The organism is Streptomyces sp. NPDC051677 (genome assembly GCF_044453465.1).
Lineage (GTDB): Bacteria > Actinomycetota > Actinomycetes > Streptomycetales > Streptomycetaceae > Streptomyces.
The window spans coordinates 48784-68504 of sequence record NZ_JBITCT010000011.1 but is presented as its reverse complement, the minus strand read 5'-3'; the positions used below and the strand labels follow the sequence as shown (position 1 = coordinate 68504).

The following is a 19721-nucleotide window of genomic DNA, read 5'->3' as shown; positions in this document are numbered from 1 at the left end:
CGCCGGCCTGCACGGGTCAGGTCGGCCGGGCGGCCTGTTTCACGTCGCGGGCGACGGCCCAGGCGTCCCCCACCGGGCCCATGTGCCCGAGCTTGTCGGGGTTGATCACCACACGGATCGCCTGGATCCGCCCGTCGAGCACGTCGAGCGTCAGGGCCTGGAGCACCTTGCCGTCCCGGTCTCGGAAGATCGCGCCCGGCTGTCCGTTGACCTCGTGCTGCTCGAAGGTCACGTCGACGCGGGCCATCCGGGGGAAGACGGACGCGAACAGCCGGGCCACGTTCTGCGCGCCCCTGACGGCCCTGGCCAGCTGCGGGGCCTTGCCGCCGCCGTCGCCGACCACCGACGCGTCGGCGGCGAGCAGGTCCTGCAGCCCGATGACGTCGCCTTCACGGAGGGCCTCGAAGAACCGCGAGGCCAGTTCCTCCCGCTCCCTCCGGTCCGCCTCGAAGCGGGGGCGGCCCGCTTCCATGTGCCGCCGCGCCCGCACCGCGAGCTGGCGGCACGCGGCCTCCGAGCGTCCCACCGCCGCCGCGACCTCCGGGAAGCCGAACGCGAACACCTCCCGCAGCACGAACACCGCCCGCTCCAGCGGGCTGAGCCGTTCGAGCAGCAACAGGGCCGCCGTCGACACCGAGTCGGCCAGCTCGGCCGACCGCGCCGGGTCCTCGTAAGGGTCGGCGAGTAGCGGCTCCGGGAACCACGGCCCGACGTACGCCTCCCGTCGGACGCGGGCCGAGCGCAGCACGTCGATCGAGACCCGGGTCACCGCCGTCGAGAGGAAGGCCCTGACCGACCTGGGCTCGGTCGGGGAGGCCTCGTAGCGCAGCCAGGTGTCCTGGACGGCGTCCTCGGCCTCGCTCACACTGCCGAGGATCCGGTAGGCGATGGAGAACAGCAGCGGCCGCAGCTCCTGGAACTCCTCGGTCCTGGTCATGATCCGCTCACTCCTCGTGTCCAGGGACAACGTGCCGCCCGCGCTCAGCCGATGAAGGAATCGGGGCCGAAGCGACCCCACGCGACGAATGCCGCGATCGCGAGGTAGACCAGGTTCAGCGCAACCAAGCCGGTTTCGCCGAGCCGGCCGTGGGTGATCATCGCACCGACCATCAGCAGGACCCAGCAGACGGCGGTCACCGGCACCAGAACCGGTGCGACGCCGAGCGTGGCGGGCAGGATCAGGCCGGCCGCGGCCAGGAGTTCGAGGACGCCGAGCCCCTTGACGAAGCCGACGCCCACCGCCCCGGTCCAGCCGCCGCCGTGGGCCGCGGCCAGCTTCTCCTTGGGCACGAAGGCCTTGGTGACGCCACCGGCCAGGGCCACCGCGGCCAGCAGCCCGGCAGCGATCCACAGCGCGAGGTTCATCGTCCACTCCTTGATCGGGGTTGCCTGCACCCCGTACGACGAGACAGCCACCCCCGCCTGTGACATCCCCGCACACCCGGCACGGGACGGGCGGGCTCAGCCGTACGACGACTGGTGGGAGAGGGGGGCCGCCACCCGCATCGACACACCGAAGAGCCGGAGAGCCGGGCACGCCCCGCATGAGGACCACGTGACCAGCGCGGGGCGTGTCTGCAGACGTACGGCGATCATGCCCTTGATGTGCGCAGGCTCAGCGCCGTGACCGACCAGTCGAGCGCTGGTGCCAGGGGTTCCGGGGGCGGCCAGCCGTTGATCAGGGCGAGCAGGTGGACGTACCGGTCCCGGCGCGGATCGTTGGCGTTCGCCAGACGCTGCCGCAGCAGTCGGCGCAGGTCGCCGTCGTCGGGTCGGCCGAGGACGCGCGCGCAGTCCGCGGTGAGCGCCGCGACGACCTGGTCGGCCCGGGGTGACTCCGGGGCCGTCCCGGACGCGAGGGCCGCCGTCGCGTGGTCGCGGGCGAGCGCGACGACGTCCGGGCGCGGGACCCCGCAGCCGCGGTCGGACAGGTGGCCCGCGTGGTCCTCGATCGCGCGCCGAAGACTCGCGCGAAAGCCCGGGTCGAGGATCAGTTCGGCCAACTCCACCCACGCCTGAACCTGTTCGTCGGTCGGGTCGTCGGGGAGCTCGGGCGTCAAGGAGCGTCGGGGCCCGGCGTAGACGTCACCGCCGTCGAGATCCGTGAAGACGCCGGTGAGGAAGTCGTCGGTCAACCGCCGACGTTCGTCTTCGGTGAGCCGGGCCAGTCGGTGCATGCGTGCCATCTCCTCGGGGGTGTGTCCGCGCCTGGCCACGGCCGCCAGCACCGCCCGCTGCAGCCGCAGGACGCCGATCTGCACGTCCAGCGCGGCGGCGTGCTGCGCGGCGACGTCGCCGAGCGTCAGCTCCTGGTCGACGACCTGCCGTATCACGTCGAGACCGAGCCCCAGCTCACGCAGCGTCCGCACCAGCGCCAGCCGGGCGACGGCGTCCGGGCCGTAGCGGCGGTAGCCGGCGGGCGTGCGCTCGGCCGGCGTCACGATGCCGCGATCGGAGTAGAACCGGACGGTCTTGACCGTCAGCCCGGTGCGCCGCGCCAGTTCGCCGATCGAGCAGAGAGTGCCGCCGTCGCCGTCGCCGTCGCCGTCGCCGTCCATGCCCTCATCCTCGACCCTCCCCCCGGGGGAGACTCAAGCGCGGCGGCCACCAACGCCGAAAGGGGCCGGTCGTGTTCCGGACCGGCCCCTTGCGGAGGCTTTCCCCGTCCGCGGTGGTGCACCGGCCGCGGATCGGGGCGAAGGAGTGTGCCTCAGGCCTTCTTGGTCTCCCAGAAGATCCTGTCGATCTCGGCGATGAGCTCCAGGGCCTTCTCGCCGGTCTTCGGGTCCGTGGAGCCCTTGGCGGCCGACAGGGCCTTCAGGGTGTCGTTGACGAGCTCGTGCAGCTGGGGGTACTTCTCGAAGTGCGGGGGCTTGAAGTAGTCGCTCCACAGCACGGAGACGTGGTGCTTCGCGAGCTCGGCTCGCTGCTCCTTGATGACGGTGGCGCGCGCCTGGAAGTGCGGGTCGTCGTTGGCGGCCATCTTTTCCTGGACGGCCTTCACCGACTCCGCCTCGATGCGGGCCTGGGCCGGGTCGTACACACCGCAGGGCAGGTCGCAGTGTGCGCTGACCTTGACCTTGGGGGCAAACAGGCGGGAAAGCATGGAGCATTCCTTCCTCGTGATCGTCTTCTCAGGTGGGACATTACTCCCTGAGAGACGGCTTTTGGCGGGTGCCCCCATGGGCTTAGGACAAAAGTCGGGGGTCAGACTGAGACTGGTGGAGGAACGGACCGGGGAGGTGCCGGCGATGCCGGAGCTGTCGCAGGAGACCGAACAGGGGAGGGCGGCCGCGTCCTTCGGGGTGGCCGAGGTGACCGGGCCGTCCATGGTGCCCACGCTCTACCACGGGGACCAGCTGCTGGTGCAGTACGGGGCCAGGGTGCGCACCGGTGACGTCGTCGTGCTGCGGCATCCCTTCCAGCAGGACCTGCTGGTGGTCAAGCGGGCCGTCGAGCGACGGGACGGCGGGTGGTGGGTGCTCGGGGACAACGCGTACGCCGGAGGGGACAGCACCGACTACGGGACCGTGCCCGACGAGCTGATCCTCGGCAAGGTGCGGCTGCGATACCGCCCGCTGAAGCCGGGTCAGCGCTCGCCGCTGGCGCTGGTGCGCTGGGCGCTGTCCGCGGCGAGGCCCGTGACGGCCGTCCGGTCCGCCTCCAGGCGCTTGCGGGCGCGGTAGGCGGCCACGTTGGCGCGGGTCGCGCAGCGGTCGGAGCAGTAGCGCCGGGAGCGGTTGGTCGAGGTGTCGAGGTAGGCGTTGCGGCAGGGGGCCGCCTCGCACAGGCCCAGACGGTCGACGCCGTACTCCGTGAGGTGGAACGCCAGGCCCATCGCCGCGATGGCCGCGTAGCCCGCCGTCGCGTTCGACGGGTGGTCGGCCAGGTGCATGTGCCACAGCGGCCTGCCGTCGTCGTCGCGGAAGTCGTGGCCGGAGATCTGCGGGCTCACCGGGAACTCCAGGAGGAGGGAGTTCAGCAGGTCCACCGCGAGGGTCTCGTCGCCGCCGTCGGCCGCCTCGAAGACCGCGCGCAGCCGGCCCCGGACCGAGCGGAACCGGGTGACGTCGGCGTCGGTGGCCCGGCGGGCCGCGGACTGGTTGCCGCCGAAGAGGGCGCGGACGGCCTCGACCGAGGTCAGGGAGTCCTTGCCCCGGGCCGGCTCCTCGCTGTTGACGAGGCGCACGGCGTAGTCCGAGTAATAGGCCAGTTCCACTTGTAGTCCTTACGGTGGCGCTCTATGGTCGGGATGCGGGCGGAGTAACGGCCGTTCGTGCTTCCAGGGTATTACGTGACATACGGCGGAGGGTTGCGATGACGGACGCGCGGACGACCACGACCGGGACCGACTGGACTGCCTGGCAGCGGAGCTGGGACCGCCAGCAGGAGTGGTACATGCCCGACCGAGAGGAACGCTTCCGGATCATGCTCGACATGGTCGAGGCGCTCGTCGGACCCGCCCCGCGCGTCCTCGACCTCGCCTGCGGCACCGGCACCGTCACGGCCCGGCTGCTCGCCCGCCTCCCCGGGGCCACCAGCACCGGCGTCGACCTCGACCCGGCGCTCCTCACCATCGCCGAGGGCACCTTCGCGAAGGACGACCGCGTCACCTTCGTGACGGCCGACCTCAAGGACCCGGACTGGCCGGCCCGGCTGCCCTACGACTCCTACGACGCCGTCCTGACCGCCACGGCCCTGCACTGGCTGCACAGCGAACCCCTCGCGGCCCTCTACGGTCAGGTCGCGGAACTCGTCCGCGACGGCGGTGTCTTCATGAACGCGGACCACATGATCGACGACACGACGCCCCGGATCAACGCGGCGGAGCGCGCCCAGCGTCACGCCCGTATGGATCAGGCCAAAGCGGGCGGGGTCCCGGACTGGGCCGAATGGTGGCAGCTCGCCGCCCAGGACCCGGTCCTCGCCGCGCCGACCGCCCGCCGCTTCGAGATCTACGGCGAGCACGCCGACGGGGACATGCCCTCGGCGGCATGGCACGCGCGCGTGCTGCTCGCGCAGGGCTTCGGGGAGGCCCGGCCGGTGTGGTGCTCGCCGTCGGACACGCTGTTGCTCGCGTTGAAGTGACCGGCCTCTGCGGGCCGCCGCCCCCAGGCCCCGCCAGGCGTCCCCCAGGCCCCCGCCAGACGGCCCCAGGCCCCCGTCAGGCGTCCGGAGCTGAAAGGGGCGGTACGGGAATCCCGTACCGCCCCTTTCGCCGTCGTGCGCGCTACAGCACCTTGGACAGGAACGCCTGCGTCCGCTCGTGCTGCGGGTTGGTCAGGACCTCGCGCGGGTTGCCGGACTCGACGACCACGCCGCCGTCCATGAAGACCAGGCTGTCGCCGACCTCGCGGGCGAAGCCCATCTCGTGGGTGACGACCACCATCGTCATGCCGGACTCGGCGAGGTCGCGCATGACGTCGAGGACGTCGCCGACCAGCTCCGGGTCGAGGGCCGAGGTCGGCTCGTCGAACAGCATCAGCTTCGGGTCCATGGCCAGCGCCCGGGCGATGGCCACGCGCTGCTGCTGGCCGCCGGAGAGCTGCGAGGGGTAGTTCCCGGCCTTGTCGGCGAGGCCGACGCGGTCCAGGAGCTCCCGCGCCCGCTCCTTGGCCTGGGCCTTGCTGACGCCCTTGACCTGGATGGGGGCCTCGATGACGTTCTCCGCCGCCGTCATGTGCGGGAACAGGTTGAACCGCTGGAACACCATGCCGATGTCCCGGCGCTTCAGCGCGACCTCGCTGTCCTTGAGCTCGTACAGCTTGTCGCCCTTCTGGCGGTAGCCCACCAGGTCCCCGTCGACGTACAGACGGCCGGCGTTGATCTTCTCCAGGTGGTTGATGCACCTGAGGAACGTGCTCTTGCCGGAGCCGGACGGGCCGATGAGGCAGAACACCTCGCCGTTCTTGACCTCCAGGTCGATGCCCTTGAGGACCTCGACCAGGCCGAAGGACTTGTGGACGCCCTCCGCCTTCACCATCGCGGTCATGCCGTCCTCCTCGAGGATCCGAACAGGTTCGCCCTGATCTTCTGGAAGACCGTGGGCGGGAGGCTGCGGCTGGAACCGCGGGCGTAGTAGCGCTCCAGGTAGTACTGGAAGACGCTGAAGATGCTGGTCATGACCAGGTACCAGATCGAGGCGACGAAGAGGAGCTCCATCACGGCGTACGACGAGGAGCCGATCACCGAGGTCGAGCGCAGCAACTCGTTGTACGTCACCACGTACACCAGCGACGAGGTCTTCAGCATGTTGATGAACTCGTTGCCGGTCGGCGGCACGATCACCCGCATCGCCTGCGGGATGACGATCCGGCGCAGCGTCTTGCCGTGGCTCATGCCGAGCGCGTGCGCGGCCTCCGTCTGACCTTCGTCCACGGCCAGCAGGCCGGCCCGGCAGATCTCGGCCATGTAGGCGGCCTCGTTCAGGCCGAGGCCCAGCAGGGCGGCCATGAACGGCGTCATGACGTCCACCATCTCGTCCTTGTAGATCGGACCGAGATTCAGCACGGGGAAGATCAGCGCCAGGTTGAACCACATCAGCAGCTGCACGTACACCGGCGTGCCGCGGAAGAACCAGATGTACAGCCACGCGATGGTGCTGGTCACCGGGTTCTTCGACAGGCGCATCACGGCGAGGACGACGCCCAGGACCACGCCGAGCAGCATGGCCAGGATGCTGATCAGCAGGGTGCGGCCGGCGCCCGCGATGACCGTGGAGTCGAACAGACTGTCGGACACTGCGTGCCACTGGATGTCGCCGTTCGCGAACGCGTTGACGAGCAGCGCGAGGAGCGCGACGACGATCACGGCGCTGACCCAGCGGCCGTAGTGGCGCACCGGGATGGCCTTGATGGCCTCCGGCGGGCCGGAGAACGCAGACTCCTTCGAGACCGGCGGGGTGTCCTCGGGTGGTGCGCCCTCGGAGGACTTCTGGAGCTTGTCAGTCATGGGGACTGCCCTTCAAAGGCTTCAAGAGGTGCGGGTGGATCACTTGCCGCCGTTGACGGCGGCAGCCTTGATCGCGCCGCTCTGGGCGCCCCACTTCTCCAGCACCTTCTGGTACGAGCCGTCCTTGATGATCGCGTCGACGGCCTCCTTGAGAGCGTCGCGCAGCTGGGTGTTCTTCTTGTCGACGACGATGCCGAACGGGGCGGCCTCGTACTGCTCGCCGACGACCTCGAAGCTGTTGCCGCCGTCGGCCTTGCGGGCCAGGTCCACCGCGACCGGGTAGTCGTTGACGCCGGCCACGGCGCCGCCGGACTTCACGCGGGTCTGCGCCTCGGTGTCGTTGTCGAAGGACTCGATCTTGAGGGCCGCCTTGCCGCCGCCCGTGCAGGTCTTGGACTGCGCCTGCAGGGCCTCCTCGTACGTGGTGCCCCGCTGCACGGCCACCGTCTGGCCGCAGAGGTCCTCGATGGACTTGATGCCCTTCGGGTTCCCCTTCTTGACGTAGATGGCGGTGCCGGCGGTGAAGTAGTCGACGAAGTCGACGCCCTCGCCCAGCTTCTTGCCCTTGTCGTCCAGGCCTTCCTGGCGCTGCTTGTTGTCCGTGATCGACGACATGGCGATGTCGTAGCGGCCGGTGTTGACGGCCGTGATCAGGCCGTCGAAGGCGCCCGAGGTGAACGTGAACTTGACGCCCAGCTGCTTGCTGAGCGCCTCGGCGATGTCGGGGTCGACGCCCACGATCTTGCCGGCCTCGACGGACTCCATCGGGGCGTACTCGGCGTTGGTGCCGACCTTGATGACACCCGCCTTCTGGATGTCGGCCGGGAGCTTCGAGAACAGGGGGGCCGCGCCGCTGCTGCTCGACTCCGAGGTGCTGCTGCCGCCGCTGTCGGTCTGGTCGCCGCAGGCGGTGAGCAGCAAGGCGCCCGCGACCGCGAGGGATCCGACCGCTGCCAGGCGGGTGCGCGCGGCGGTCGTGCGACGGGTGGAGCTTGCGGTCATGGTGGGTTCCTCCGGCGGATGGATGGAGATGCCGATGGGTCGACAAATGCCGATGGGTCGACGAGAACACACACCTTTGGGTGTCGCGACCTCGTGTGATTACGGCATCTTGCCATTCGGACTGCGGCAATCAGGGGGCCACCCATGTCAAAATCGGATAACGGGCGACCCCCGAACCGCATCACTCCGGTACATCACGACCGGACGGAGCCGGACCATCTGCGGGAATCTCCCGTTCCGGCCGAAAGATCTTCGGTTCCTCACATCATGTGATCGTTTGGGTGTGTCCCCTGTGGCATGAGTCATGTCACACGCGTGCCGATCGCCGTGTCGCTCACCATGTCACTCGTGGCGACCACTGTCGAAGGTCGACAGAGCGAGGGATGTGACCTTGCACGGAATGGACTCGTCGGCCGTGGTCTCCGTCCGGTAAGAAGGTTTTTTACACCCCTCATCCGGGGCTCAGGGCGCGTGTGCGGCGCGCCCGACGCGCAGGCGCCCGTACGTATCACCTCGTGGGCCCTGTGCGATGCCCGCCCACTTCTCAATCAGGAGTGGCCACCCTCAAAAACCATGAACACCTAAGGGGTAAGACACAGTGGCAGCGGAGATCGTCAATCCTCGCAGCGAAAGCGCCGACCGAGCGGGCCAGGAGGGTGGTGCGGAGCCCCTCGACCCGTTCGACCCGGTCTTCGCGCTGCACCGTGGCGGGAAGATGGCCGTGCAGGCCACCGTCCCGCTCCGCGACAAGGACGACCTGTCCCTCGCTTACACGCCCGGCGTCGCGCGCGTGTGCACCGCGATCGCGGAGCAGCCGGAGCTGGTGAACGACTACACCTGGAAGTCGTCCGTCGTCGCCGTCGTGACCGACGGCACGGCCGTCCTCGGGCTCGGGGACATCGGCCCGGAGGCCTCCCTTCCGGTCATGGAGGGCAAGGCCATCCTCTTCAAGCAGTTCGGCGGGGTGGACGCGGTTCCGATCGCGCTCGCCTGCACGGACGTCGACGAGATCATCGAGACCGTGGTGCGGCTCGCTCCCTCGTTCGGCGGAGTCAACCTGGAGGACATCTCGGCGCCGCGGTGCTTCGAGATCGAGCGTCGGCTCCAGGACGCGCTCGACATCCCGGTCTTCCACGACGACCAGCACGGCACGGCGATCGTGACGCTGGCCGCGCTGCGCAACGCCGCGCGGCTGAGCGGTCGGGGCATCGGTGAGCTGCGGGCCGTCATCTCGGGCGCCGGCGCGGCCGGTGTCGCCATCGCCAGGATGCTGGTCGAGGCCGGTATCGGGGACGTCGCGGTCGCCGACCGCAAGGGCCTCGTCTCGGCGGACCGGGAGGACCTCACCGACGTCAAGCGCGAGCTGGCCTCCTTCACCAACAAGGCCGGGCTGAGCGGATCGCTGGAGGACGCGCTGGCCGGCGCCGACGTCTTCATCGGCGTCTCCGGCGGCACGGTCCCGGAGGAGGCGGTGGCCTCGATGGCGGAGGGCGCGTTCGTCTTCGCGATGGCCAACCCGAACCCCGAGGTGCATCCGGACGTCGCCCACAAGTACGCGGCGGTCGTCGCCACCGGGCGGTCGGACTTCCCCAACCAGATCAACAACGTGCTGGCGTTCCCGGGGATCTTCGCCGGGGCGCTGCAGGTGCGGGCGTCGCGGATCACCGAGGGCATGAAGCTCGCGGCGGCGGAGGCGCTGGCCGGGGTCGTCGGGGACGATCTCGCGGCGGACTACGTGATTCCGTCGCCGTTCGACGAGCGGGTCGCTCCCGCGGTGACCGCGGCGGTCGCCGCCGCCGCTCGTGCCGAAGGGGTGGCCCGGCGCTGACGTGAGCTGGGGGTGGCCACGTCCCTCCGGGCGGAGCCACCCCTCTCGCCCACCGACCCGCCCGCCCGGGTGATGACAGGGCGCCGTGCCCGGGGGCTGCCGCCCGCCCCCGCTCCGGCCCTGAACGGGCCTCGTCCTCGAACGCCGCACCGGCCGACTTTTGCAAGAGGGCGTGTCTCACAGCGGCCCCCGGTTTCGCCCACCCCGCCCGCGGCCTATCGTCGGCTGCATGTTCGCCGCCTACGCCGCCCGCATCGACCGCGATCAGCCGCTTTCCGGACTGGAGTTGGGGGAGCTCCCGGCCCCCGAGTCCCGGCCGGGCTGGAGCACCGTCCAGGTCCGGGCCGCCTCCCTCAACCACCACGATCTCTGGTCGCTTCGGGGCGTCGGCCTCCCGGAGGACCGGCTGCCGATGATCCTCGGCTGTGACGCCGCCGGGATCGACGAGGACGGCAACGAGGTCGTCCTGCACTCCGTGATCGGGCAGACCGGGCACGGGGTCGGGCCGAAGGAACCCCGGTCCATCCTCACCGAGCGCTACCAGGGCACCTTCGCCGAGCAGGTCGCCGTGCCGACCTGGAACATCCTGCCCAAGCCCAAGGAGCTCTCCTTCGAGGAGGCCGCCTGTCTGCCCACGGCCTGGCTGACGGCGTACCGGATGCTGTTCACCAACGCGGGGGTGCGCCCCGGTGACTCCGTGCTCGTCCAGGGCGCCGGCGGCGGTGTCGCCACCGCGGCGATCGTCCTCGGCAAGGCCGCCGGGCTGCGGGTCTTCGCCACCAGCAGGGACGAGGCCAAGCGGAAGCGGGCGCTGGAACTCGGCGCCGTCGAGGCGGTGGAGCCCGGTGCGCGGCTGCCCCAGCGGGTGGACGCCGTCATCGAGACCGTCGGGGCGGCCACCTGGTCCCACTCGGTGAAGTCGCTGCGGCCCGGCGGCACGCTCGTCATCTCCGGCGCCACCAGCGGTGACCGGCCCTCGCACGCCGAGCTCACCCGGATCTTCTTCCTGGAGCTGAAGATCGTCGGCTCCACCATGGGCGCCAAGGACGAGCTGGAGGACCTGCTCGCCTTCTGCGCCGCGACCGGTGTCCGCCCCGTCATCGACGAGGTGCTGCCGCTCGACCGGGCGCGCGAGGGCTTCGAACGGCTCGCGTCCGGCGACCACTTCGGCAAGATCGTGCTCACCCACGGCTGACGGCTTCGCCGTCTGCCGCTCTGTCCGCTCCGAGGCGGGCCCGGGCATCCGGGCCCGCCTTTCGCGTGCCGCTCTCGTCAACTGCGGTTGACGCGCCCCTCATGTCAACGTAAGTTGACATCATGACCGAAGCAACGGATCTCGCCGAGCGGGCCGGCGACCGCGATCCACGGGTCGGCCTGCGTGCCGTCGCCGCACTGCGCCGGCTGCTGGAGCAGCTGGAAGGGGTGCAGGTGCGCAGTGCGCGCAACCAGGGCTGGTCCTGGCAGGAGATCGCCGCGGAACTCGGGGTCAGCAGGCAGGCCGTGCACAAGAAGTACGGGAGGCAGTGATGTTCGAGCGGTTCACGAAGGACGCCCGGGCCGTGGTGGAGGCGGCGGTGACGCATGCCGAGCGGGCAGGGGCGGAGCGGGTCGAGGAGGCGCATGTGCTGCTCGCGCTGCTCGACCGTGAGGGCAGCCGCGGCTCGTTCGCGCTGGCCTCGCTCGGGCTGCCGGCGGGCGGGCGTGAGGGCGTCGTACGGGATCTGGTCGAGGTCCGCCGCCGGGGCGGACTCTCCCGCGCCGACGCGGACGCCCTCTCGGGGCTGGGCATCGACGTCTCGGAGATCGTCTCGCGGGTCGAGGAGACGCACGGGGAGGGGGCGCTGGCCGCCGAGGGCGGCGGAGGCCCGGGTGGACGGTTCCTGAATCGACGGCCCTTCGACCGCGGGGCCAAGGACCTGCTCACCGACACGCTGCGCATCGCCGTGGGCCGCCGCGAACGGTCCATCGGCGACGAGCACCTCCTGCTCGCCCTGACCGCCCGCCGCGGCGCCCCGTCGGAGATCCTCGCCGACCACGGCGTCACCTACAGCTCCGTCACGCGGGTGCTGGACGGAGCTGCCGGCCCCGGCCCGACGGAGCCCGAGGCCAAGGCCGGCTGAGGAGCCGGGGCCGGGCGGCCGGAGGCCCGTGAGCTGGGCGGGGGTGGCCGGTGGCCGGTGGCCGGTGGTCAGAGTTTCGGGGCTCGGAGTATCACCCCGATGTGGGCCGCCGCCGTCGACAGGTGGCGGCGGGCCTCGCGGAGCTGCTCGCCGGTGACGCCCTGGTCGCGGGCCGCGTCACGGATGTCGTCCCGGAAGCGGTCGAGGAGACGGTCCAGGTCGCGGGCCGGGTCGCCGCTGGAGTCCTCGTGGGCCCAGGCCGGTTCGTAGTCGGCGGGGAAGTCCTCCGGGGTGTGGGAGTACTCCGGGGTGTCGGAGTACTCCGGACGCTCGGTCGCCGCGGACTGCCCGGAGGTCGCCGAGCCCGTGGTCGCCGTGGTCGCCGTGGTCGTCGTGGTCGTCGTCGGGCCCGGGTGGCCGAAGCCGAAGTCCTTGCCGTACTCGCGTCCGAAGTCCTTGCCGAACTCCCCGAACTCCTTGGCGAGTTCGGTCAGGCCCTCGCGGACGCCCGTCGGCCAGTCGCCCCGCGCGAAGTGGTCCTGGACCTGTTCCTGCACTCGGCGCGCGATGCGCTGCACCTCTTCCTGGGCCTGGGACCGGGCCCGGTCCTGTGCCTCCTTGGCCTGGCGGCGGGCTCGCTGGGCCTCCTCGCGGGCGCGGCGGCTCTCGTCCTTGGCCCGGCGCGCCTGCTCCTTCCACTCCTGCTTGACGCGACGCATCTCCTCCTTGGCGGCGCGCCACGCCTCCTTGTCGCCGTACTCCCCGAAGTCCCCGTACCCGCCGGGCTGGGTGTGCTCGCCGTGTTCCGCGGCGCCCGGACGAGTGCCGGGACGAGTGCCCTGGCGGGTCTCCGAGGCCGCCGCCCGCATCTCGCGCCGCAGATCGCCGGCCGCGCCGCGCACGTCGGCCCGGATCTCCGCGGCCAGCTCGGCGACGGACTCGCGGATCTCCAGCTCCAGGTCGGCCAGTTCGCCGCTGCGGTCGGCCAGTTCGGCCCGGCCCGCGTCGGTGATGGCGTACACCTTGCGTCCGCCCTCGGTGGTGTGGGTGACCAGGCCCTCGGCCTCCAGCTTGGCCAGGCGGGGGTACACCGTGCCCGCCGACGGCGCGTAGAGCCCCTGGAAGCGCTCTTCGAGGAGACGGATCACCTCGTAGCCGTGGCGCGGCGCTTCGTCCAGGAGCTTCAGCAGGTAGAGACGGAGACGGCCGTGGGCGAAGACGGGAGGCATGTCAGAGCACCTTCTTTTCGGTCGTGCTGTCGGCCGGACCGCCGGAGGAGCTCTCGCCGCCCGGGCCGGAAACGGCATTGTCCCCCTCGTCGTCCGCCGGCGGCCTCCGGAGCAGGGCGATCGAGCCGGAGACCGTCGTCGCCTTGAGCCTGCCGTTGCCGGCGCCCAGGCGGCCCGTGATGCGCTTGGCGCCCCACTGGCCGCTGACCCGGAGGTCCTCGAAGGCGTTGGAGACCGAGCCGCTGGCGGTGTTCGCCTCCACCTGCGCGTCCGCCGGGTGGGGCAGCCGGATGGCGATCTCGCCCGAGACGCTGGTCAGGTCGATGTGCGTGGGCCGGCTCGTCGGGTCGAGGTCGACGATCATCGACCCGCTCACCGAGTCGGCCTTCACGGAGGAGCCCGCCTCGACCACGGTCAGGTCGCCCGAGACGGAGTTGAAGCGCAGGTCGCCGGTGAGGGCCTGGGCCTCCACGCTCCCCGACACGGTGTCCGCGCGGACCGGGCCGGCGAGCCCCACCAGGGTCGTGTCCCCGTTGACCCCCCTCACCTCGGCGCGGCCGTCGATGCCGGAGACCACCGCCCCGGCGCTCACCACGCCCACCTCCACGCGGGTGCCGGCCGGCACGGCGAGCGAGACGACGGCGCTGCGCCGCCAGCCCTTGCGGTCGAGCCACTTGAGGAAGCCCTTCCAGGGCAGGTCCTCGTACGCCACCGTCAAAGTGCCCTCGCGATGGCTCACCACCAGGGGCGGTCCCTCGATCCGGGAGACCTCCAGACGGGCGGGGCCCTCCTCGGCGCCCACCACGTTCACGGTGCCGTCGACGATGCGTACGTGCAGTTCGCTCACGGGCTCGTCGAAGGAAAGCTTCCTCGGCTCGGCGACGGACCACTCGGACATGGTGCGGACCTCCTCAACGGCACACGACACGACACGCCATATCGCGTCTCCCGTGAAACACGATATATCGCGGGAGGGGAAAGTCAAGACACTCGTTCCGGTGATCGGACATGCCGAAGGGGCGCCCCGGAGGACGCCCCCTGTGTCCGGTCTGCCGGTCTGCCGGTCTGTCGGTCTGTCGGTCTGCTGCCCTACTCGTCGTCCTCGTCGTCGTCCAGCCGGGCCAGCCAAGTCGCCAGGCGCTCCACCGGCACCTCGAAGTCCGGATTCAGGTCGACGAACGTCCGCAGCTGCTCGGCGAGCCACTCGAAGGTGACCTCCTCCTCGCCGCGCCGCTTCTCGAGTTCCTCGATTCCGCGATCGGTGAAGTACATGGATCGTGCTCCGTGGGTCGGTCGTAGGGATGGGCATCCGTTGCTCAGAGTCTCAGCGACTCTCAGCAATCCAGGCATTTCTGTCTAGAAGGTCCGTGGCGGTGTCACCAGAGCGCGAGTTGCGCTTCGGTGTCCTGACGACAGTCTCCCGTTTCCTTCTGCCGCTGGTGCGGCAGGGTTGCGCCACCTGCCCGCCCGCCTCGGCCGGTGTTCCGGTCGGGGCGTTGGCGGCGGGTCTCACGGTCGGCTCCACGGGGCTTCGGCACCGTGTCGGTGCCCTGGTCTCCGGCCACTCCGGTACCAGTGGTGCAGGCCGCCGCGAGGGCGACCACGTTGCGGGCTGCGTTCTCGTCCCGGTCCATCACAAGCGGGCACTCGTCGCAGTCAAAGACTCGGACGTGCAGCGGCAGCTTGGCTTTCGTTGCGCCGCAGTTCGAGCAGGTCTTGGAGGAGGGGTACCAGCGGTCGGCGACGATGGTGGGGCAGGCGATCCGTCGGCCCTTGTAGGTGAGCTGACGCCGAATCTCCCCGAATCCGGCATCGGCCACTCGGCGGGCGAGCCGTTTGTTGCGGAGCATTCCGGCGACGTTGAGGTCTTCGACCACCACGGTGCCGTACTCGGCGCGTACGCGGGTGGTGAGTTTGTGCAGGGCGTCCGTGCGCAGGTTCGCCACCCGGTGGTGGATCTTGTTGCGCTCGGCGTTGGCCTTCTCCCATCGTCTCGACGGCTTCTGGCCCGTCCTGCGGTCCGGTCCCTGCCGTCGGGAGGCTCGGCAGGAATGGAACCGCAGCAGTTTGAGGGCGCCGTACAGGTGCTTCGGGTTCGGCTCGTAGCGGATCTCGCCGGAGCTGTCGGCCAGTACCGCCAGGTGTTTCACACCCAAGTCGATCCCGACCGCACTGTCCGGCCGGTCGACGCGGGTGATCTCCCGGGCGGTCTCGACCTGGAGGAGACGAACCAGCGGCCGCGCTCGTGCCGGACGGTTGCGGACAGGATGCGCGCCGTTCCGGCCCGGAGGCGGGCCAGGAGCTTGGCCGTGGCCGGAACTTTCCGCTCACTCGGCAGCCTCACCCCCCGCTTCGAAGATCCCCTCACCGCACCCAACGAGCACCGCTCGCAAAGGTCACGTATTCGATGAGGGAACACCCGTTTCCGTCCCGGCAGGCAAAGACCCGGGCCCCTACCAGGCAGGGCACGCCATGACGCACAGTCCCAGTCGGGGAACTTCACGCCATCACGACACAAGTCGAGAGGAGCTGAGGCGCACTGAAGGATTGCTCAGCAGTTTTCAGCCCCCCCACGGGGGAAGGACCCTTGTTCCTGCGAGGGAGGGGACAGAAAAAGGATAGGCGCTGGGGGACCGGGAAAAACGGGGGAGTGTCGTGAGCGGCGGGGGGAGTGGCATGACGGGTGAGGACGTGACGCGGGTAGCGCGCATCGCGCTGCCGGACGGGACGCCCGTGTGGGCGAGGATCTCGGGGGCCGGGGAGCTGTCCGCTCCGTCCGGTCGGCTGTCGTACAGCGACACCGGTTTCGCCGAGCGGGTGGAGGCGAGCGTGGAGAGCCTGCACGCGCTCGTCACGGGGGTCGCACGGTCGCTGGCGGAGCCGCTGCGCGCGGTGCGGCCCGACGAGGTGAGCGTCGAGTTCGGCATCGAGCTGACCGCCAGGGCGGGGAAGGTCGTGGGCCTGCTCGCCGACGGCGAGGCCAAGGCCGGCATCACGGTCACCCTCACCTGGAACAGCGGACCGCCGGACCTCGACGCGCCACCGGACGACGATCCCCCGTCACCCCCGTCACCTCCGTCACCTCCGCCCTTGGCCGCGGATCCACGCGCGCGTGGCGGCTCATCGTCCGGCACGGGCGGGGGCCCGCGCGCGGGCGCGTCACCCGGCGCGCCGATGCACGGGGGCGGCGAGGGCGCCGTCGGCGGGGGCGGGGCATGACGGGCGGGCACGCCCCGGGCGCATCAAACGCGTTCGATGCGGCCCGCCGTGCACTCCGTGGACTCGTCGTGGCGGCGACCGTGCGCATTCATCGCCCGGTGGTCGGGTATGCCCTGGAGGAGCCCGACACGTTCCTCGGGAGCGGTTTCTTCATCGCCCCGAACTGGGTTCTGACCTGCGCACATGTGGCCTGCGGCGGGGAGGGGGGCGAGGTCGCGGTGGTCTATGAGACGGCGCCCGGGCGGGGCACGTCGACCGCACCCGGCAGGGTGGTGGCGACGCTCCCCGACCGTGCCGAGCGGGCCGTGCCGGCCGGCAACTGGCCGGCCCCGGACCTCGCGCTGGTGCAGCTGACCGAGCCCGTCGACGACCACGAGTGCGTGTACGTCTCCGAGCGCCCGGCCGCCTATTACGGCGAGGGCCGGGTGCTGTACGCCGGCTGGACCGAGAACGAGGGCCGCTTACAGATCCTCGACGGGACGCTCACCGTGCAGGGCACCATCGGCGGCTGGTCGTCGGACGTGCAGATGCGGCTCGGCGACAACGACCTGCCGTACGGCGTCTCGGGCGGCCCGGTGATCGACCCCGTGCGCGGCGAGGTGATCGGCGTCCTGAAGGCGCGCTCGGACCACCGGCCCGGGGGCACGTCCACCGGGATCGAGCAGTTGCGGACCCTGCGGGTCCCGGCGGAGGCCGTGCCCGCCGAGCACAGCGACCTGTACCAGGCGGTCTGCCACGCGCACGACCGCTACCACCGCGACCGCCAGCGCCACCCGGCCTCCCGGCGCCAGACCTGGACCGACGTGCAGGGCCGGCTCGGCGCGCGGCCCGGCCGCACCCTCAGCCCGGACGAGCGGATCCAGCTGCTGGGCCGGCTCGCCGAACTCCCGCCGCCCGAGAGCACCCGCGGCCTGCTGGACATCCTCGACTCCCTCCCCGACTTCCAGGCCCCCACCCCGCTGCCCGCGCCGCGCGGCTGGCGCGACGGCCTCGGGGCGCTGTACGAGAGCGCGAGTGACGACGGGGCGCTGGAGCTCGTGCTCGACTACGCGATGCGGGCGATGTCCGCTCCCCGCCCGTTCGTCGTGCCCAGCACCCCGGACGCGGAGAAGGCGCTGTGGGTGTGGGTGTGGCAGACCGCGCAGCGGCTCAGCGCCCGCTACCGGTCGGGCCTCGCCGAGCAGCGGATCGAGCGGCTGCGCCGCCGGGACGAGGCCGAGCGCCGGGCGGGCGGTCGGCCGGGGCACGACGCCCCCGACACGATCTCCGGTGAGCCGGGCGGCTCCGGCGGCCGGCGGGGGCATCACCGGCGGGCCGACGCACGCGCGCGTGCCCGAGCCGTCGGCAGTGCGGGCCGTCCGTCCGCCCTGCTCGAACTGGTGCGGCGCGGCTGGGAGCCGGACCGCTGCGACTGGTCGGTCTCGGTGTCCACGCCCGGCGGCGCCGTGGTCCGGCTGCACGAGGCCGAGCGCACGCCGCTGGCCGACCTGCCCGCGCACGTCGCCGGCCCGCTCGCGGAGGCGTTCCGGCACTGCGACGAGCCCGGCAGGCCCGCGCTCCTGCAGGTGGCGCTGCCGCACGCGCTGCTCGGCCTGGAGGTGGACACCTGGCAACTCCCGCCCGACGAGGAGCCGTTGGGCGCACAGCGGCCCGTCGTCGTGCGCTGTGCCGACCGCGACCGGCTGCCCGACGAGGCGTACGGAGAGGCCGGCAGCGACGGCTACGGGATCGGCGAGGGCGACGCCGAATCCGAGGAAAGCGACGACGAGGGCGACGTCGACGAGGAGCGACGGGCCCGCTGGCGCTGGCTGCACGCGCACCGTGCCAGGGCCGAAGTCCTGGACTGCGACGAGGGGTTGCGCAAACCGGTGCCGACCGTGGAGCAGTTGCGCGCCCTGGCGCACGGCACCGTCCCGGTGCTCTGCCGGTACGGCGACCTCCGGTACGAGGACGACGCGGAGGCGCTCGCCCGGATCGTGCTCGGCGGGTACGGCGTGGCCCTGTGGCGCAGGCGGCGCGGCCGACCCGACGCCGTCTGCGGGGAGTTCCACCGCGGCACGATCGACGAGATCGCCGAACCGCCCAGCGTGCAGCACCTCCCCGAGGTCGTGCACGATCTGCGGATGCGGCTGCGCGCGGGCCGCACGGAGTCCTTCTGGGCGGACGGCGTGGCCCTGCTGTACGACGACCCCCACCAGCCGCTCCCCGGAACCGGTGACCTGCTGGAGGCCCCTTGAGCACACCCGCCCGCGGGGCCGGCCGGCCCCTTACCAGTCACCCTCAGGATGGATAACGTGATGCACGTTCGGACGGCCGCGGCGGTGGACGAGTGACGAGGACCGGATCATGACCGAATCCAGTGAGTGGCTCATCTACCGAGGCGCCGGCGAACCGCACGACGGCCTGGAGCGGCTGCCCGACCCGCCCCCGTGGCGGGACTTCACCAGCCGTGACGCGGCCGGGTCCGGCGACGGCTCCGAGGACCGCAGGCTCGGCGCGCACCGACACCTGGCGGAACTGCACCGGCCGGGCGCCGAGGAGCTGGAGATGATCAACGCGGCGCTCTATCTGCGCCGCCCCCTGCTCGTCACGGGCAGCCCCGGCGCGGGCAAGAGCACCCTCGCGCACTCGGTGGCGTACGAACTCGGCCTCGGCAACGTGCTGCGCTGGTCCATCGTCAGCCGGTCGGCGCTCCAGGACGGGCTCTACCACTACGACGCCATCGCCAGACTGCAGGACGTGCAGATCGCCGCACAGGGCGGGTTCGGCTCGGCGGCGGGCACGCCGGGCGCGGTCGAGGGCATCGGCAGCTACATCCGGCTGGGCCCGCTCGGCACCGCGCTGCTGCCCTCCGACACCCCGCGCGTGCTGCTCATCGACGAGCTGGACAAGAGCGACATCGACCTGCCCAACGACCTGCTGAACGTCCTGGAGGAGGGCGAGTTCGCGATCCCCGAGCTGGAGCGCATCGCCGACCGGCTGCCGGACGGCGAGGCGGAGGTGCTGACCGCCGACGGGGTGAAGGTCCGGGTCCGCGACGGCCGGGTACGCTGCCGTGCCTTCCCGTTCGTGGTGCTCACCAGCAACGGCGAGCGGGACTTCCCGGCTCCGCTGATGCGCCGGTGCATCCACCTGGAGCTGGGGCGCCCCGACCACAACCGGCTCGCCACCTTCGTCCGCGCGCATCTCGGTGACGAGGCGGCGCGCGCGGGGGACGATCTGATCACCCGGTTCCTGGAGCGCTCGCGCAGTGAACTCCTCGCGGCGGACCAGCTGTTGAACGCGATCTACCTCACCGACGCGGCCGCGCCGCCCAGCCGTGACCGCCTGGCCGACCTGCTCATCCAGCGACTCGACCGCCCGAGGTGAGGG

The 19721-nt window shown here is 71.4% G+C and carries 21 protein-coding genes; 9 read left to right on the top strand and 12 right to left on the bottom strand.

Features of this window, described 5'->3' with window-relative positions; genetic code table 11:
• Window positions 1–16 precede the first annotated feature (16 nt).
• From ACIBAF_RS15165 to sodN, 4 genes are all read right to left on the bottom strand, one after another.
• Window positions 17–937, bottom strand: coding sequence for an RNA polymerase sigma-70 factor (locus tag ACIBAF_RS15165; protein WP_399463657.1), 921 nt, complete (start codon window positions 935–937; stop codon window positions 17–19).
• A 44-nt stretch (window positions 938–981) separates the two neighbouring features.
• On the bottom strand, window positions 982–1365 hold the full coding sequence (locus ACIBAF_RS15160) for a DoxX family protein (protein ID WP_399463656.1): 384 nt from the start codon (window positions 1363–1365) through the stop codon (window positions 982–984).
• A gap of 227 nt (window positions 1366–1592) precedes the next feature.
• Window positions 1593–2558 (bottom strand): MerR family transcriptional regulator, encoded by a 966-nt coding sequence (locus ACIBAF_RS15155; RefSeq protein WP_399463655.1) that lies wholly within the window; start codon window positions 2556–2558, stop codon window positions 1593–1595.
• Between the two features lie 152 nt (window positions 2559–2710).
• Complete coding sequence (gene sodN, locus ACIBAF_RS15150; protein ID WP_399463653.1) at window positions 2711–3106, bottom strand: superoxide dismutase, Ni; 396 nt, start codon at window positions 3104–3106, stop codon at window positions 2711–2713.
• Between the two features lie 145 nt (window positions 3107–3251).
• Between sodN and sodX the strand changes: the two genes are divergently transcribed.
• A complete protein-coding gene (gene sodX, locus ACIBAF_RS15145) occupies window positions 3252–3686 on the top strand; it encodes a nickel-type superoxide dismutase maturation protease (protein WP_399463809.1) in 435 nt (144 codons plus the stop codon).
• On the opposite strand, the gene ACIBAF_RS15140 is transcribed toward sodX, so the two are convergent.
• Window positions 3590–4219: a CGNR zinc finger domain-containing protein gene (locus ACIBAF_RS15140; RefSeq protein ID WP_399463652.1), complete on the bottom strand. Its 630-nt coding sequence runs from the start codon at window positions 4217–4219 to the stop codon at window positions 3590–3592. The genes sodX and ACIBAF_RS15140 overlap by 97 nt on opposite strands.
• A 98-nt stretch (window positions 4220–4317) precedes the next feature.
• Between ACIBAF_RS15140 and ACIBAF_RS15135 the strand changes: the two genes are divergently transcribed.
• The gene (locus ACIBAF_RS15135) at window positions 4318–5088 is read left to right on the top strand and encodes a class I SAM-dependent methyltransferase (protein WP_399463651.1); all 771 of its coding nucleotides are present in this window, start codon (window positions 4318–4320) and stop codon (window positions 5086–5088) included.
• A gap of 142 nt (window positions 5089–5230) precedes the next feature.
• On the opposite strand, the gene ACIBAF_RS15130 is transcribed toward ACIBAF_RS15135, so the two are convergent.
• From ACIBAF_RS15130 to ACIBAF_RS15120, 3 genes are read right to left on the bottom strand one after another with little or no spacing between them, the layout of a single operon-like run.
• Window positions 5231–5992, bottom strand: a complete 762-nt coding sequence (locus ACIBAF_RS15130; protein ID WP_399463650.1) for an amino acid ABC transporter ATP-binding protein — start codon at window positions 5990–5992, stop codon at window positions 5231–5233.
• Entirely contained in the window at window positions 5989–6951 is a 963-nt protein-coding gene (locus tag ACIBAF_RS15125) for an amino acid ABC transporter permease (protein ID WP_399463649.1), read from the bottom strand. Before ACIBAF_RS15125 ends, ACIBAF_RS15130 begins: the two co-directional genes overlap by 4 nt.
• 39 nt (window positions 6952–6990) lie before the next feature.
• Complete coding sequence (locus ACIBAF_RS15120; protein WP_399463648.1) at window positions 6991–7953, bottom strand: ABC transporter substrate-binding protein; 963 nt, start codon at window positions 7951–7953, stop codon at window positions 6991–6993.
• A 598-nt stretch (window positions 7954–8551) separates the two neighbouring features.
• On the opposite strand from ACIBAF_RS15120, the gene ACIBAF_RS15115 reads away from it, so the two are divergent.
• The 4 genes from ACIBAF_RS15115 (at window position 8552) to ACIBAF_RS15100 (ending at window position 11901) form a co-directional block, all read left to right on the top strand.
• Window positions 8552–9781 carry an NADP-dependent malic enzyme gene (locus ACIBAF_RS15115; RefSeq protein WP_399463646.1) on the top strand — a complete coding sequence of 410 codons (1230 nt, stop codon included), beginning with the start codon at window positions 8552–8554 and terminating at the stop codon, window positions 9779–9781.
• Window positions 9782–10010: 229 nt separating this feature from the next.
• On the top strand, window positions 10011–10976 hold the full coding sequence (locus ACIBAF_RS15110; RefSeq protein ID WP_399463645.1) for a zinc-binding dehydrogenase: 966 nt from the start codon (window positions 10011–10013) through the stop codon (window positions 10974–10976).
• A gap of 122 nt (window positions 10977–11098) precedes the next feature.
• Entirely contained in the window at window positions 11099–11308 is a 210-nt protein-coding gene (locus tag ACIBAF_RS15105; RefSeq protein ID WP_399463644.1) for a helix-turn-helix domain-containing protein, read from the top strand.
• The gene (locus ACIBAF_RS15100; protein WP_399463643.1) at window positions 11308–11901 is read left to right on the top strand and encodes a Clp protease N-terminal domain-containing protein; all 594 of its coding nucleotides are present in this window, start codon (window positions 11308–11310) and stop codon (window positions 11899–11901) included. Before ACIBAF_RS15105 ends, ACIBAF_RS15100 begins: the two co-directional genes overlap by 1 nt.
• Before the next feature lie 68 nt (window positions 11902–11969).
• Here ACIBAF_RS15100 and ACIBAF_RS15095 read toward each other — a convergent pair whose 3' ends face one another.
• The 4 genes from ACIBAF_RS15095 to ACIBAF_RS15080 all read right to left on the bottom strand — a co-directional run bounded on the left by ACIBAF_RS15095 (window position 11970) and on the right by ACIBAF_RS15080 (window position 15292).
• Window positions 11970–13130 (bottom strand): helix-turn-helix transcriptional regulator, encoded by a 1161-nt coding sequence (locus ACIBAF_RS15095; protein WP_399463642.1) that lies wholly within the window; start codon window positions 13128–13130, stop codon window positions 11970–11972.
• A 1-nt stretch (window position 13131) separates the two neighbouring features.
• Window positions 13132–14028 (bottom strand): DUF4097 family beta strand repeat-containing protein, encoded by an 897-nt coding sequence (locus ACIBAF_RS15090; RefSeq protein ID WP_399463641.1) that lies wholly within the window; start codon window positions 14026–14028, stop codon window positions 13132–13134.
• A 191-nt stretch (window positions 14029–14219) separates the two neighbouring features.
• Window positions 14220–14402, bottom strand: coding sequence for a DUF6104 family protein (locus ACIBAF_RS15085; protein ID WP_019058231.1), 183 nt, complete (start codon window positions 14400–14402; stop codon window positions 14220–14222).
• Window positions 14403–14506: 104 nt separating this feature from the next.
• Window positions 14507–15292, bottom strand: coding sequence for an RNA-guided endonuclease TnpB family protein (locus ACIBAF_RS15080; protein ID WP_399463808.1), 786 nt, complete (start codon window positions 15290–15292; stop codon window positions 14507–14509).
• A gap of 514 nt (window positions 15293–15806) precedes the next feature.
• Between ACIBAF_RS15080 and ACIBAF_RS15075 the strand changes: the two genes are divergently transcribed.
• The 3 genes from ACIBAF_RS15075 to ACIBAF_RS15065 all read left to right on the top strand — a co-directional run bounded on the left by ACIBAF_RS15075 (window position 15807) and on the right by ACIBAF_RS15065 (window position 19718).
• On the top strand, window positions 15807–16349 hold the full coding sequence (locus ACIBAF_RS15075; RefSeq protein ID WP_399463640.1) for a CU044_2847 family protein: 543 nt from the start codon (window positions 15807–15809) through the stop codon (window positions 16347–16349).
• A complete protein-coding gene (locus tag ACIBAF_RS15070) occupies window positions 16346–18586 on the top strand; it encodes a trypsin-like peptidase domain-containing protein (RefSeq protein ID WP_399463639.1) in 2241 nt (746 codons plus the stop codon). Before ACIBAF_RS15075 ends, ACIBAF_RS15070 begins: the two co-directional genes overlap by 4 nt.
• A 109-nt stretch (window positions 18587–18695) precedes the next feature.
• Window positions 18696–19718 (top strand): AAA family ATPase, encoded by a 1023-nt coding sequence (locus ACIBAF_RS15065; protein WP_399463638.1) that lies wholly within the window; start codon window positions 18696–18698, stop codon window positions 19716–19718.
• Window positions 19719–19721: the final 3 nt, after the last annotated feature.

Excerpts from the sequence above, each read along its gene's own strand:
- ACIBAF_RS15165 (WP_399463657.1), bottom strand. The coding sequence starts at position 937 with ATGACCAGGACCGAGGAGTTCCAGGAGCTGCGGCCGCTGCTGTTCTCC.
- ACIBAF_RS15160 (WP_399463656.1), bottom strand. The coding sequence starts at position 1,365 with ATGAACCTCGCGCTGTGGATCGCTGCCGGGCTGCTGGCCGCGGTGGCC.
- ACIBAF_RS15155 (WP_399463655.1), bottom strand. The coding sequence starts at position 2,558 with ATGGACGGCGACGGCGACGGCGACGGCGACGGCGGCACTCTCTGCTCG.
- sodN (WP_399463653.1), bottom strand. The coding sequence starts at position 3,106 with ATGCTTTCCCGCCTGTTTGCCCCCAAGGTCAAGGTCAGCGCACACTGC.
- sodX (WP_399463809.1), top strand. The coding sequence starts at position 3,252 with ATGCCGGAGCTGTCGCAGGAGACCGAACAGGGGAGGGCGGCCGCGTCC.
- ACIBAF_RS15135 (WP_399463651.1), top strand. The coding sequence starts at position 4,318 with ATGACGGACGCGCGGACGACCACGACCGGGACCGACTGGACTGCCTGG.
- ACIBAF_RS15130 (WP_399463650.1), bottom strand. The coding sequence starts at position 5,992 with ATGACCGCGATGGTGAAGGCGGAGGGCGTCCACAAGTCCTTCGGCCTG.
- ACIBAF_RS15125 (WP_399463649.1), bottom strand. The coding sequence starts at position 6,951 with ATGACTGACAAGCTCCAGAAGTCCTCCGAGGGCGCACCACCCGAGGAC.
- ACIBAF_RS15120 (WP_399463648.1), bottom strand. The coding sequence starts at position 7,953 with ATGACCGCAAGCTCCACCCGTCGCACGACCGCCGCGCGCACCCGCCTG.
- ACIBAF_RS15110 (WP_399463645.1), top strand. The coding sequence starts at position 10,011 with ATGTTCGCCGCCTACGCCGCCCGCATCGACCGCGATCAGCCGCTTTCC.
- ACIBAF_RS15105 (WP_399463644.1), top strand. The coding sequence starts at position 11,099 with ATGACCGAAGCAACGGATCTCGCCGAGCGGGCCGGCGACCGCGATCCA.
- ACIBAF_RS15100 (WP_399463643.1), top strand. The coding sequence starts at position 11,308 with ATGTTCGAGCGGTTCACGAAGGACGCCCGGGCCGTGGTGGAGGCGGCG.
- ACIBAF_RS15095 (WP_399463642.1), bottom strand. The coding sequence starts at position 13,130 with ATGCCTCCCGTCTTCGCCCACGGCCGTCTCCGTCTCTACCTGCTGAAG.
- ACIBAF_RS15090 (WP_399463641.1), bottom strand. The coding sequence starts at position 14,028 with ATGTCCGAGTGGTCCGTCGCCGAGCCGAGGAAGCTTTCCTTCGACGAG.
- ACIBAF_RS15085 (WP_019058231.1), bottom strand. The coding sequence starts at position 14,402 with ATGTACTTCACCGATCGCGGAATCGAGGAACTCGAGAAGCGGCGCGGC.
- ACIBAF_RS15075 (WP_399463640.1), top strand. The coding sequence starts at position 15,807 with ATGACGGGTGAGGACGTGACGCGGGTAGCGCGCATCGCGCTGCCGGAC.
- ACIBAF_RS15070 (WP_399463639.1), top strand. The coding sequence starts at position 16,346 with ATGACGGGCGGGCACGCCCCGGGCGCATCAAACGCGTTCGATGCGGCC.
- ACIBAF_RS15065 (WP_399463638.1), top strand. The coding sequence starts at position 18,696 with ATGACCGAATCCAGTGAGTGGCTCATCTACCGAGGCGCCGGCGAACCG.